Here is a 13,202-nt window from a genome sequence, read left to right as displayed (position 1 = left end):
ACAATGGAAGAGCTGATCCGGAGCAAATTGACTCCGGATCAGGCAAACGCAGCGTTGGATACAAGCAGAGAAGTTCTGTGTCTCGCATGTGCTGGATCGGGAAAGTCGCAGACTCTGGCCTTTAGAGTTGCACGGCTCATATCCGAGGGTGTACATCCGTCCTCGATCGTCGCATTTACGTTTACCGAGAAAGCTGCCGAGTCCATCAAACGTAGGATAGCGCAGACACTTACGCTGGCGGGATTTAGTACGAATCTCATTGGACAAATGTACATCGGCACGATTCACGCGTTCTGTCAAAACATACTTGGAAAAGCCGATGCGAAGTATCGCCAGTATGACGTCTTAGATGACAATCGGCTTATACTATTCCTTATGTCGCGCTATCCGGGCTTGCAGATCAAACCGCTTAGAAGCAGATTTGGCGATCGTTACTTTGAGACAATTAAAGAGGTTGCTGCTGCGTGGAAGCTTTGTCAAGACGAAGGCCTTGATGTGTCAAGTGTTTTAGCGCTAGATTCTGAGGTGGGGACTGCGCTGGAACTCCTCAAAGACTCTTTAGATAGGGATCAATACATCGATTTCGGGTCCATGATCCGATTGGTTGTAGAACATTCTAAGAATGGTAGTGCCGCTGTCAACGGGGCGTTGTCCGAGATATCGCACCTTCTGGTCGATGAATACCAGGACGTCTCACCATCTCAAGAAGCGCTAATTCGAGCTATTCATGCGCAGGGAGCTTCGCTCTTTGTCGTCGGCGATGACGATCAAGCTATTTATTCTTGGCGTGGTGCTGATGTCAGTAACATTCTTTCGTTCCGAGGCCGGTATCGAATTCAACACATGCACACGCTGGATACGAATTTTCGGAGTACCAGAGCTATCGTAGATGTTTCAACTGATTTCATTGCGCAAGAATTAGGGGCTGCCCGACTTACAAAAAATCCGACCAATCATCGAGATGTCGTCCCGAGGGAACTGGCTAAGTCGTTATTTAACGATAGAGATGAAGAGGCCGACTGGGTTGCAAACCGAATCGAGCAACTGCTTGGCACACAGTTCACGGAAAAGGATGGGACCGTGCGCGGGCTTACGGCTGGCGATATTGCCATCCTGATGCGTTCAACGCGGGGAAGCGAACAAAGCGGTGAAGCACGGCACAATCCTTTCACGTCCAGGCTGACGTCAAAGGGTATTCCTTTCACATTAGAGGCTGGCAGCAACCCATTCGACCGGCCCCAGGTAGCTGCATTGCGTGATGTTTTCCGCTTGCTTGCTCAGGGCAACCCGGACCGAATGCAGGCTAAGGATCTGTTCGACCAAAGTATTCTGCCGGCCTATCCAGGTGCCGACTTCCAACGTTTTACGCAGGTACTGTCCGAATGGGGACGTCGAATCCACGCGCCCGCTGGCGGGGCGCGTCAACGCCTCTTCCCCCAAAATCTCGTATTCGATTTGCTGTCAGCGTTCCAAGTCGCCACTCAGCCGCCAGCTCCGGAGGTGATGAGGGAAATTGGCCTTTTCAGCCGAATGATACAGGATGTGGAAGGCGTTTACCTTAGCGTCGATTCCACCGATCGCTTCCGCCAAGTATTCCACTTCCTTGAGTTTGTCGCCGATGGCGGATATAACGTCAGCACTGACGACGTTACGCAAAGGCCTGACGCCGTTTCGGTCGCCACAGTACATAGCGCCAAAGGACTTGAGTTTCCTGTCGTATTCGTTGTTGATTGCCAAGCCGGAAGATTTCCTGGAAAAAACTCTAATTATCGTGGGCTTATTCCTGAGCAGCTGGTGCGAGAGGCTGTACAAAGGGGGGCGTATGTCGGTACGCGCGCAGCCGAAGCTCGACTTTTCTACACTGCATTAACTCGTGCAGAGGCATTCCTATATGTAACTGGCGCCGCAAACCTGCCAGGTGGTAAGAGGGAAAATAAGGCATCGCCGTTCACTTTACGGATGAGCGATCCGGAGTTGATCCCGATCACGGCCGTAGCTGGCGGCTTCCCAACCGCAACGCGGCAACCACGCATCAATGAAACAATCCTTCCGACCAGTTTCAGCGACATTCGATACTACTTGCATTGCCCGATGGACTACCGTTTCAGGCGGGAATGGGGCTTTAGTCCAGCGGTTCCCGAGTTGTTCGGATATGGGCGCGCTGTCCACGTCGCCATTGAGAAGCTTCATGAACTTCATCCAGAGCGGCCACCTACGACAGTCGAGGCCGCAGACGTTGCCTCTGGGTCGTTTCATCTGAAGCACATCGCGCCGAGTGGGGACCCGAAAAATCGGCCGGGCGCATATGAGCGCGCTAAGAATAAAGCTGTTGAAATTGCTCAGCAATATGTGATTGAGTTTGCCGACGATTTCATAAGTCGCCGACAAGTCGAAGCCAGGTTTGAAATTCCTGCTGACGATTGCCTCATCACTGGATCAATTGATCTCCTTATAAAGGAGAGTCAAGATGGTACCATTCGAGACGCCGAAGTTATTGATTTTAAAGCGATGGAGGCGAGCAATGATCCGTTTGGAAATTCGGAGCTGGACTGGCTGGCACTGTCACTTCAAGTGCAACTTTATGCAAAGGCTTCACGCGAGATACTGCAGGAAAACGCCGTTTCTGGCTCCGTCCATTTGCTAAAGGACAATCAGCGCATTCAGGTTCCTGTCGATCCGAATGCTGTTCAATCGGCAGTGGAAAACGTCGAGTGGGCTGTGCAGGGCATATTGGCACGACACTTTCCTATGCGCCCGCAACTGTCAAAATGCCAACAGTGTGATTTCCAAAATCTATGTCGGAAGCAACGTCAAGAATTTGACCCAGCGCTTGGGGTGCCGCCTCCAATTCACACACCTAATGGCCAACTCTTTGCTGCAGCCGTTCAATCGATCTGATCATGATCTTATATTGCGAAGAAGGTGTGTCGCCTCGTAAAGCAATGAATTAAAGCAGGTTCTTCTCTAGCTTATGATTAAGTAGGATAAGGGGAATAGTTGGCTCGCTCGTATCCGCGTTCAACCACGAGACTACGTTGCAGGTCAATGTGAATACAGCATTGTGCAGCTCGCGTATTCAATGGTCAGATTAAGTATCAGGTTGGCCAGGCCGTACGTCATGGGCGGGAGCGCTCGCGCCAGCTGCACCTGTTACCCGTTACGTGTAGCTGCTTACAGGCGCGGACGATGGACAAAATCGCGATTTTGACCTAGCGCGTCACCGAACAGGCCCCGCTAACCCTAGACGGGCACAGTCGTTATTCCTCAGTTTGAGTAATTGCCTGCTGGCCCGGCCCGTCCGGTTCCTCGTTATGAGTAGCTGCTTATAGACGCAAGCCATGGGCCAACTCTCGATCCTGACCTAGCACGACGACCGTTGAACCTCTCGATTGTTCAGGAGTTCCGAAGATGGGAGATTGCTTTCCGTTGTGTTTCGGGTAGTAGACGTCGGTGGAAGCCATCTTCGCGTTTCGGACGACTGTGACAGCGTCAGACCTTTCATCTCCTAGCTGACAGTCTTTGATCCGTTCCGAGGCGGTAGCGGTCTAGAAGACAGGGAAAACGAGGAGTCAGATGCTCAGCCTCGCTCGGCCATTTCTCAACGCACCGCCATGTAGACGCCGCAGCAGCGTGACCATATATCGTTTCAGTGACGCTTCAGAGTGCTGAAGCGAACAGTATTGACTCCAAGCCTTCCGACGGGTTTGATGAAGCGCAAAACATTGATCGCACCGGCTTATAGAAATGCACAGATGCCTGTCGAGGAAGCGAGGTGCTGCTGAGCTGGAATCCTCACACGCGCTATGGCGACATCGTATCGATTTCGATTGGTGACGTCTTGGAGTTCGGAAGCGAACCCGACGTCGGCTTTGGCTTACCGGCTCACCTGGCACGGAGTGTCATCGTCGCCAGTATGCTGAAATATCACAGGCTTACCACCGTGCGTAAAGGTATAGCGCACGTATTTCCCTGCCTCATACCAGCCCCGTCTGTACGAACAAATACTCGCCGGCTGACTTCCTATCCACGACCTCAATCCTGGGTAATCTCATGATTGCACAGCCTCGGCGAATCGGTATCGGTGTCCACGTGTTTGACGAACACCAGCGGAATCATGTCCTTCGACTGATTGTACTGAACGTAGGCGCCCACCTCCTTGTTAAGCTCCTGGTCAATATAGCGACGGAGAACCATCTGGACCGGCTTGGCGACCTTGCCAGGCGAAGTGCGAACATAGCAGGACGTCTCGGACACAATCTCAGCCCGGACAGATGCGCCACCGAGCAGCGCGGCTGCAAGTAAGAAGTATCTGGTGGCTCGGCCTGAAGGCATCACGCAGCAGGCTCCGCCCCCGCCACCACCACCTCCACCCCAGCCTTCTCAAAAGCCTCCGCCGCCTCCGCCGGCACCGGCAAATCCGTAAAGAATTTATCCACCTGCGCAATGCTCCCCAGCCGCACCAGCGCATGCCGCCCGAACTTGGTGTGATCGGCCACCAGCCAAACCTGGCGCGACTGCTCCATGATCGTCTGCGTGACACGCACCTCGCGGTAGTCGTAATCGAGCAGCGTGCCATCGGCCTCGATGCCGGAAACCCCGATGATGCCGATATCGACCTTGAACTGCCGCATGAAGTCGATGGTGGCTTCGCCGACGATACCGCGGTCGCGCTTGCGCACGACGCCGCCGGCGACGATCACTTCGGCGTCGTCGCAGTTGGACAAGATCGACGCCACGTTCAGGTTGTTCGTCACCACGCGCAGGCCGCGGTGGCGCAGCAGCGCTTTCGACACTTCCTCGGTCGTGGTGCCGATATTGATGATCAGCGAGCGGTCGTTCTCCACCTGCGCGGCGGCCAGCTGGCCGATGCGGCGCTTGGCGTCGCTGTCCATCACGCGGCGCTGGTCGTAGTCGATGTTCTCCACCGTCGATGGGATGCTGACGCCACCGTGGTAGCGTGCCAGCAGGCGCTCGTCTTCCAGTTCGCGGATGTCGCGCCGGATCGTCTGGGTCGTCACGCCCAGGATGCGGGCCAGTTCTTCTACGGAGGTGTCGCCGTGCTGGCGGATGTGGTCGAGCAGGCGGCGGTGGCGTGGCGTCATGGGTGAATGAGCGGATGCGAACGGGTGGAGGACAGCCGGCGGGTTGTCGGCGTGTTCATTATAGTTCACCTCGTTGCGTCCTCATCAGTGGTAAGCGCCGAAGGTCGGGTCAGGATGCACTCAGAGTGACTTTTCCACAACAAACGAACATGTAACCCGTGCGTCGCGAACAAAAACGAACAAATCCGCAAAATATTTGTTGTCCACGGTATGGAAATATGTACAATCGATTCACGCATCCGGACCCTCGGATGCTGAGGAAACCCTAGGGGACAGGCACCTGTTGCAGGGTCGTAGACCCGGCAACAGGTGCCTGTCCCCCGGAAGCTGACGCTGACTTCACTGTTTAGAGACTCGATATGAACAAAAACGACCATATTCGCGCCAGCTGCTGCAGTCATCTCGTCGGCGCGGCCGCCACGCCAACGCAAGCACGCCCGCTCGGACTGTGACAATGGCCCCATATTCCGCCCCCGCCGAACGCCTGGACTGCGACCTGCTGGTCGTCGGCGGCGGCATCAACGGCGTCGGCATCGCCCGTGACGCGGCTGGCCGTGGCCTACGCGTCGTGCTGTGCGAGCAGCACGACCTGGCGCAGCACACGTCGTCCGCCAGCACCAAGCTGATTCACGGCGGCCTGCGCTACCTGGAGTACCGCGAGTTCAAGCTGGTGCGCAAGGCGCTGCAGGAGCGCGAGGTCCTGCTGCGCAACGCGCCGCACATCATGTGGCCGCTGCGCTTCGTCATGCCGCATGATGCCGCGCAGCGCCCCGCCTGGATGATCCGGGCCGGCCTGTTCTTGTATGACCACCTGGCCAAGCGCGAGTTCCTGCCCGGGTCCGAAGGCATCGCGCTGGCCGAGCACGAGGCCGGCGAGCCGCTCAAGGGCAGCTACCGCAGGGGCTTCGTGTATTCCGACGGCTGGGTCGACGATGCGCGCCTCGTCGTGCTGAACGCGCTCGATGCCAGCGAACGTGGCGCCACGATCCTGATCCGCACCACGTGCCGTTCGGCGCGGCGCGAAGGGGACGGCTGGCGTGCCTCGCTCGAGAGCGAGGAGCGCGGTCGCATCGACGTGCGCGCGCGCGCCGTCGTCAACGCGGCCGGGCCGTGGGCCGGCAAGTTCGCGGCGTCGTCGCTGAGCGCGGGCCGCGGCTATGGCCTGCGGCTGATCAAGGGCAGCCATATCATCGTGCCGCGCCTGTTCGAGCACCCGTACGCCTACATCTTCCAGAACCCGGACAAGCGCATCATCTTCGCCATTCCGTACCAGGATGAATTCACGCTGATCGGCACCACTGACCTTGAATATACCGGCGAGCCGGGAAAGGTCACCATCAGCCAGGAGGAGATCGACTACCTGTGCGAGATGGCCAACCGCTATTTCAACCGCCAGATCGGACCGCAGGACGTGGTCGGCACCTATTCCGGCGTGCGTCCGCTCCTGGACGACAATTCCAGCCAGGCCTCCGCCATCACGCGCGACTACCTGCTCGAATGCCCGGACGACCTGCCGCCGTTCCTCAATATCTGGGGCGGCAAGATCACCACGTATCGCAAGCTGGCCGAGGAAGCACTGATCATCCTGCAGCGCCGCCTCGGCACCAATGCGCCCGATTGGACGGCCAAGGCGCCGCTGCCCGGTGGCGACTTGCAGCTGCCCGGCATGCTGATCGTGCGCTACGATTTCGCCAGCTTCCTGCGCCGCTTCCGCGGCCGCCATCCCTGGCTGCCGGCCAAGCTGGCGCAGCGCTACGCCCGCAATTACGGCAGCCGCGCCGAGCGCATGCTGGGCGACGCCGTCAGCCTGGCCGACATGGGCACCGAACTGGCGCCCGGCGTGTACAGCCGAGAGGTGCGCTATCTCATGCAGGTAGAATGGGCCCGCAGTGCCGAGGACGTGCTGTGGCGGCGCACCAAGTGCGGCCTGCACAGCAAGCCGGCGGACGTCGAGCGGCTGCAGCAGTGGATGGAACAGCAGCAAGGGCACCGGGACGATGCCCGCGCCGTGAATCAGAAGTGAAGCACCAGCAGTAAAACAAGAACAGGAGACCGCAGTGAAGCTGCAGCTGAAAGACATCAGCTTGCGGGTCGGCGCCGAGACGCATCTGTATCCTCTGGACCTCGAACTGGTCCCTGGAACGATCAACGTCCTGCTCGGGCCCACGCAAGCTGGCAAGACTACCTTGATGCGCGTGATGGCGGGGCTGGACCGCCCCAGCGCCGGCCGCATCCTCGTCGATGGCAAGGACGTCACGGGCGTCAGTGTGCGCGAACGCAAGCTGGCGATGGTGTACCAGCAGTTCGTCAACTACCCCGCGATGACGGTGTTCGACAATATCGCCGCGCCGCTGCGCCTTCAGCGCCGCCCGGAGGCCGAGGTGCGCGAGCGCGTCACGGCGATGGCCGAAAAGCTGCACATCGCGCACCTGCTGCAGCGCCTGCCCGGCGCGCTGTCCGGCGGGCAGCAGCAGCGCTGCGCGCTGGCCCGCGCCCTCGTGAAGAAGGCGCCGCTGGTACTGCTGGACGAGCCCCTCGTCAACCTCGATTACAAGCTGCGCGAGGAACTGCGCGCGGAGCTGGCGTCGCTGTTTGCGGATGGCGCTACCACGGTCGTCTATGCCACCACCGAGCCGCAGGAAGCACTGCTGCTGGGCGGCCAGACCGTCGTCATGGACGCCGGCCGCATCCTGCAGACCGGTCCCACGCTGGACACCTACAGCCGCCCGATCTCGATCCGCTCCGCCGCGATCTTCAACGACCCGCCGATGAACGTGCTCGATGGCCGCATGGAAGACGGTCACACGATCCGCCTGGATGCCGGCCCGCTGCTGCGCCTCGCCGGCGCGCCGCTGGCGCTGGGGCAGGGCAAGCCCTGCAAGGTCGGCATCCGCTGCCACCACGTGGGGCTGACGCCCGGCGCCGATCACGTCAACCGGATGGACTGCACGGTCGACCTGTCCGAATTGAGCGGCTCGGAGACGTATGTCCACCTGCGCCTGGGCGATGCAGGCATCGTCGCGCAGGTGCCCGGCGTGCATGCGGTGGCGATCGACTCGAAGGTGCAGGCCTGGGTCGATCCGCAGGAATTGTTCATTTTCGACGCGGACGGCGCGCTGCTGCGTTCACCCCGGGAGGCCAGCCATGGCGCGCATTGAGTTTCGTAACCTGGGCCATGCCTATGGCAAGAACCCGCAGGCGCCAGCGGACTTCGCGCTGCAGCCGATGAACATGGTGTGGGAAGACGGCGGCGCCTATGCGCTGCTGGGCCCTTCCGGCTGCGGCAAGTCCACCCTGCTGAACATCATCTCGGGCCTGTTGGTGCCGTCGCACGGCCAGGTCCTGTTCGACGGCAAGGACATGACGGACGTGCCCACGCGCGGCCGCAATATCGCCCAGGTGTTCCAGTTCCCGGTGCTGTACGACACGATGACGGTGTACGACAACCTCGCGTTCCCGCTGCGTAACCGCAAGGTGCCGGAGGCGGAAGTGCACAAGCGCGTGCACGAGGTGGCGGAAATCCTCGGCATGAAGGACGCGCTCAAGGTGCGCGCCAGCGGCATGTCGGCCGATGCCAAACAGAAGATCTCACTGGGCCGCGGCCTGGTGCGCAAGGACGTCTCGGCCATCCTGTTCGACGAGCCGCTGACGGTGATCGACCCGCACCTGAAATGGCAGCTGCGGCGCCAACTGAAACAGATTCACCAGCAGTTGAAGCTGACCTTGATCTACGTGACGCACGACCAGGTCGAGGCGCTGACGTTCGCCGACGAAGTGGTCGTCATGACGAACGGGAAGATCGTGCAGAAGGGCGCGCCGGACGCGCTGTTCGAGCGGCCCGACCACACCTTCGTCGGCTACTTCATCGGCAGCCCCGGCATGAACTTCTACCCGGTGCGGGTGGATGCCGACGACAGCGCCGGCATCTACATCGGCAACGACCGGCTGGCCGTCGATCCGGCCCGCGTGGCGCAGCTCAAACGCGCCCAGGGCAACCTGGCGATGGGCATCCGGCCCGAGTTCGTCGAGCTGGCGCCGGCCGGCGCCGAAGGCGCGCTGGAAGCGGAGATCCGCCACGTGCAGCAGCTGGGCACCTGCCAGCTGGTCACGGGCACCGTGGCCGGCCATCCGCTCAAGGGCAAGCTGGAGACGTCGGTTCCCGTGCAGGCCGGCCGCCACTGGCTGCGCCTGGCCCGGCCACAGACCATCTTCTTCTGCAACGACGAAAGGATCGCGCAGTGAACAAGCCCTATAACAACAAGGCCTGGTTCTTCATCCTGCCGGTGTTCGCCTGCGTCGCGTTTTCCGCGATCCTGCCGCTGATGACGGTGGTGAACTACTCCGTGCAGGACATTATCAGCCCCACCCAGGCCGTCTTCGTCGGCCTCGAATGGTTCCGCGAGATCATGCGCGACCCTGAGCTGCATGCCGCGCTGGCGCGCCAGATGATCTACTCGCTGTGCGTGCTGCTGGTGCAGATCCCGCTGGGGATCGCGCTGGCGCTGGCGATGCCGTCGAAAGGCTGGAAGTCTTCGCTGTCGCTGGTCGTGCTGTCGATGCCGCTCCTGATTCCCTGGAATGTGGTGGGTACGATCTGGCAGATCTTCGGCCGTACCGACATCGGCCTGGGCGGCCATGGCCTGCAGCTCCTGGGCATCGACTACAACTACACGTCCAACACCATCGACGCATGGCTGACCGTGCTCTTGATGGACGTGTGGCACTGGACGCCGCTGGTGGCGCTGCTGGCCTTTGCCGGCCTGCGCTCGATCCCGGACGCTTATTATCAAGCCGCGCAGATCGACGGCGCCAGCCGCTGGGCCGTGTTCCGCCACATCCAGCTGCCCAAGATGCGCGGCGTGCTGATGATCGCCGTGCTGCTGCGCTTCATGGACAGCTTCATGATCTATACGGAACCGTTCGTGCTGACCGGCGGCGGTCCCGGCAACTCCACCACCTTCCTCAGCCAGTACCTGACGCAGAAGGCGGTCGGCCAGTTCGACCTGGGCCCGGCGGCGGCGTTCTCGCTGATCTACTTCCTGATCATCCTGCTGTTCAGCTTCGTGCTGTACAACTGGATGCAGAAGGCCGGCAACACGACCAATGCGGAGAGCGAGCATGCCTAGAGACCTGCAGGCCGCCATCCCGGCCGATTCAACGATCCAGCGGAGTACCCCGATGAGCCAGTCCTTCGTCAAGAACAACCGCATCCCGCGCGCCGTCATGATGGTGCTGTACGTGGCCTTCACGCTGGTGCCGCTGTACTGGATGCTCAACACGTCGCTCAAGACCAACGAGGAAACCCTGTCCGTCTTCACGCTGTGGCCGCACAACCTCACGTGGGACAACTACAAGACGATCTTCACCGATCCGTCCTGGTACGGCGGCTACATCAACTCGATGATCTACGTGGCGATGAACACCACGTTCTCGCTGCTGGTCGCGCTGCCGGCCGCCTACGGCTTCTCGCGCTACCGCTTCCTGGGCGACAAGCACATGTTCTTCTGGCTGCTGACGAATCGCATGACGCCGCCGGCCGTGTTCCTGCTGCCGTTCTTCCAGCTGTATTCGACGGTGGGCCTGATGGATACCCACATCGCCGTGGCACTGGCACACATGCTGTTCAACGTGCCGCTGGCCGTGTGGATCCTGGAAGGCTTCATGTCCGGCATCTCGCGCGAGATCGACGAGACGGCCTACATCGACGGCTACTCGTTCCCGCGCTTCTTCCTGCAGATCTTCCTGCCGCTGATCAAGGCCGGTGTCGGCGTGACCGCCTTCTTCTGCTTCATGTTCAGCTGGGTCGAGCTGCTGCTGGCGCGCACCCTGACGTCGGTGGATGCCAAGCCGATCAGCGCCATCATGACCCGTACCGTGTCGGCCGCCGGCATGGACTGGGGCGTGCTGGCCGCCGCCGGCGTGCTGACCCTGGTACCGGGCATGCTGGTGATCTGGTTCGTGCGCAATCATATTGCCAAAGGTTTCGCGATGGGGAGGGTGTGACATGGAATGGTCATTCGCATGGATGGCGTGGACGATGCCGGTCGCGGTATTCTTCGCTTGCATCGTGCTGATGCTGGTGGCGATGACGGTGCTGGAACTGCGCTGGCCCACCGTCGAACGCAAGGGCTTCCTGCCGATGCGCACGACGCGCGGCGACCGCCTGTTCATCGGGCTGCTGACGGCGGCCTACGTCAACCTGGCGTGGGTCGGCTTCACCGACCTGAATCAGTGGATCGGCGCGGGACTCAGCTTTGCCGCGCTGGTGCTCATCATGGCGAAAGCCTGAGCGAAAAGAAGGGCCGGGATGTCCCGGAAAGCGACAACAATAACGTGGAGAAGACATGACTCAAACTAAGCAAGCGGTATTCAAGCTGGGTGCCATCGCGATTGCCGTCCTGGCGATGAGCAATCCCGCCATGGCGGACACCAAGGCGGCCGAGAAGTGGATCGACAGCGAATTCAAGCCCAGCACCTTGAGCCGCGCGCAGCAGCTGGAGGAAATGAACTGGTTCATCAACGCCGCGGCCAAGCTGAAGGCCAAGGGCGTCAAGGAAATCCACGTGGTGTCGGAGTCGCTCGACACGCACGTCTACGAATCGAAAGTGCTGGCCAAGGCCTTCGAGGAGATCACCGGCATCAAGGTGGTGCACGACGTGATCCAGGAGGGCGACCTGGTCGAGAAGATGCAGACCTCCATGCAATCCGGTAAATCGATCTACGACGGCTGGGTCAACGACTCGGACCTGATCGGCACCCACTACCGCTACGGCCAGACCGTCGTGCTGACCGACTACATGGCCGGCCCCGGCAAGGAGTTCACCAATCCGGGCCTGGACCTGAAGGACTTCATCGGCACCAGCTTCACCACCGCGCCGGACGGCAAGCTGTACCAGCTACCCGACCAGCAGTTCGCCAACCTGTACTGGTTCCGCGCCGACTGGTTCGCGCGCAAGGACCTGCAGCAGAAATTCAAGGCCAAGTATGGCTACGACCTGGGCGTGCCGCAGAACTGGTCGGCCTACGAGGACATCGCCAGCTTCTTCACCAACGACGTCAAGGAACTCGATGGCAAGAAGGTGTTCGGCCACATGGACTACGGCAAGAAGGACCCGTCCTTGGGCTGGCGCTTCACCGATGCGTGGCTGTCGATGGCCGGCGCCGCCGACAAGGGCCTGCCGAACGGCCTGCCGGTGGACGAGTGGGGCATCCGCGTGGCGGCCGACAAGTGCACGCCGGTGGGCGCATCCGTCGCCCGCGGTGGCGCGACCAACTCGCCAGCGGCCGTCTACGCGCTGACCAAGTACCTGGACTGGATGAAGAAATACGCGCCGCCGCAGGCACTGGGCATGACGTTCTCGGAATCGGGCCCGGTGCCGTCGCAGGGCCATATCGCCCAGCAGATCTTCTGGTACACCGGCTTCACCGCCAGCATGACCAAGGCCGGCCTGCCGGTGGTCAACAGCGACGGCACGCCGAAATGGCGCATGGCGCCTGGCCCGCACGGCCCGTACTGGAAGGACGGCATGCAGAACGGCTACCAGGACGTGGGCTCGTGGACCTACCTGAAGAGCACTCCGCCGGATCGCCTGGCTGCGGCCTGGCTGTACGGCCAGTTCGTCACGGCCAAGACCGTCTCGCTGAAGAAGTCGATCGTCGGCCTGACCTTCATCCGCGATTCCGACATCCGCTCGAAAGCGATGACGGACATGGCGCCGAAGCTGGGCGGCCTGGTCGAGTTCTACCGCAGCCCGGCGCGCGTGGCCTGGACCCCGACCGGCAACAACGTGCCGGACTATCCGAAACTGGCGCAGCTGTGGTGGAAGAACGTCTCCACCGCGATCTCGGGCGAGAAGACGCCGCAGGGCGCGATGGACAACCTGGCCGACGAGATGGACAAGATCCTGGGCCGCCTGCAGCGCGCCGGCATGGCCAAGTGCGCGCCGAAGCTGGCCGACAAGAAGGACCCGGCCAGCATGATGACCAACAACGCGGCGCCGTGGGCCAAGCTGGCCAACGAGAAGCCGAAGGGTGAGACCATTCCATACGACCAGCTGCTGAAAGCCTGGCAGGCCGGCAAGGTACGCTGATCTTCTCCCA

10 protein-coding genes are annotated in these 13,202 nt (G+C 60.8%); 8 read left to right on the top strand and 2 right to left on the bottom strand.

Translation table 11 applies throughout. The annotated features are described in order from the left end of the window. Nucleotides 1-3 precede the first annotated feature (3 nt). A complete protein-coding gene (locus E7V67_022620) occupies nucleotides 4-2,898 on the top strand; it encodes an ATP-dependent DNA helicase (GenBank protein WUR12469.1) in 2,895 nt (964 codons plus the stop codon). 1,134 nt (nucleotides 2,899-4,032) lie between these two features. Here the strand turns inward: E7V67_022620 and E7V67_022615 are convergent. Next, entirely contained in the window at nucleotides 4,033-4,335 is a 303-nt protein-coding gene (locus tag E7V67_022615) for a hypothetical protein (GenBank protein WUR12468.1), read from the bottom strand. Continuing rightward, nucleotides 4,332-5,102: a DeoR/GlpR family DNA-binding transcription regulator gene (locus tag E7V67_022610; GenBank protein ID WUR12467.1), complete on the bottom strand. Its 771-nt coding sequence runs from the start codon at nucleotides 5,100-5,102 to the stop codon at nucleotides 4,332-4,334. The genes E7V67_022615 and E7V67_022610 overlap by 4 nt, the downstream gene beginning before the upstream one ends. A 454-nt stretch (nucleotides 5,103-5,556) precedes the next feature. On the opposite strand from E7V67_022610, the gene glpD reads away from it, so the two are divergent. The 7 genes from glpD to E7V67_022575 are packed head-to-tail and all read left to right on the top strand — an operon-like array spanning nucleotide 5,557 to nucleotide 13,192. Then, the gene (gene glpD / locus E7V67_022605) at nucleotides 5,557-7,125 is read left to right on the top strand and encodes a glycerol-3-phosphate dehydrogenase (protein ID WUR12466.1); all 1,569 of its coding nucleotides are present in this window, start codon (nucleotides 5,557-5,559) and stop codon (nucleotides 7,123-7,125) included. 34 nt (nucleotides 7,126-7,159) lie between these two features. Then, nucleotides 7,160-8,260 (top strand): ABC transporter ATP-binding protein, encoded by a 1,101-nt coding sequence (locus E7V67_022600; protein WUR12465.1) that lies wholly within the window; start codon nucleotides 7,160-7,162, stop codon nucleotides 8,258-8,260. Further along, nucleotides 8,247-9,344 (top strand): ABC transporter ATP-binding protein, encoded by a 1,098-nt coding sequence (locus E7V67_022595; GenBank protein WUR12464.1) that lies wholly within the window; start codon nucleotides 8,247-8,249, stop codon nucleotides 9,342-9,344. Before E7V67_022600 ends, E7V67_022595 begins: the two co-directional genes overlap by 14 nt. After that, complete coding sequence (locus E7V67_022590; GenBank protein WUR12463.1) at nucleotides 9,341-10,228, top strand: sugar ABC transporter permease; 888 nt, start codon at nucleotides 9,341-9,343, stop codon at nucleotides 10,226-10,228. The genes E7V67_022595 and E7V67_022590 overlap by 4 nt, the downstream gene beginning before the upstream one ends. A gap of 52 nt (nucleotides 10,229-10,280) precedes the next feature. Beyond that, nucleotides 10,281-11,105 (top strand): carbohydrate ABC transporter permease, encoded by an 825-nt coding sequence (locus E7V67_022585; protein ID WUR16329.1) that lies wholly within the window; start codon nucleotides 10,281-10,283, stop codon nucleotides 11,103-11,105. A 1-nt stretch (nucleotide 11,106) separates the two neighbouring features. Beyond that, nucleotides 11,107-11,391 (top strand): DUF2160 domain-containing protein, encoded by a 285-nt coding sequence (locus E7V67_022580; GenBank protein ID WUR12462.1) that lies wholly within the window; start codon nucleotides 11,107-11,109, stop codon nucleotides 11,389-11,391. A gap of 55 nt (nucleotides 11,392-11,446) precedes the next feature. Continuing rightward, on the top strand, nucleotides 11,447-13,192 hold the full coding sequence (locus tag E7V67_022575) for an ABC transporter substrate-binding protein (GenBank protein WUR12461.1): 1,746 nt from the start codon (nucleotides 11,447-11,449) through the stop codon (nucleotides 13,190-13,192). Nucleotides 13,193-13,202 lie beyond the last annotated feature (10 nt).

The organism is [Empedobacter] haloabium (assembly GCA_008011715.2).
In the GTDB taxonomy this organism is placed as follows: Bacteria; Pseudomonadota; Gammaproteobacteria; order Burkholderiales; family Burkholderiaceae_D; genus Rugamonas; species Rugamonas haloabia.
The sequence above is the reverse complement of the archived record's forward strand: the minus strand, read 5'-3'. Positions and strand labels throughout refer to the sequence as shown.

What these genes read in the sequence shown, in the direction of transcription:
- E7V67_022620 (WUR12469.1), top strand. Translation starts at nt 4, where the DNA reads ATGGAAGAGCTGATCCGGAGCAAATTGACTCCGGATCAGGCAAACGCA.
- E7V67_022610 (WUR12467.1), bottom strand. Translation starts at nt 5,102, where the DNA reads ATGACGCCACGCCACCGCCGCCTGCTCGACCACATCCGCCAGCACGGC.
- glpD (WUR12466.1), top strand. Translation starts at nt 5,557, where the DNA reads ATGGCCCCATATTCCGCCCCCGCCGAACGCCTGGACTGCGACCTGCTG.
- E7V67_022595 (WUR12464.1), top strand. Translation starts at nt 8,247, where the DNA reads ATGGCGCGCATTGAGTTTCGTAACCTGGGCCATGCCTATGGCAAGAAC.
- E7V67_022585 (WUR16329.1), top strand. Translation starts at nt 10,281, where the DNA reads ATGAGCCAGTCCTTCGTCAAGAACAACCGCATCCCGCGCGCCGTCATG.
- E7V67_022580 (WUR12462.1), top strand. Translation starts at nt 11,107, where the DNA reads ATGGAATGGTCATTCGCATGGATGGCGTGGACGATGCCGGTCGCGGTA.
- E7V67_022575 (WUR12461.1), top strand. Translation starts at nt 11,447, where the DNA reads ATGACTCAAACTAAGCAAGCGGTATTCAAGCTGGGTGCCATCGCGATT.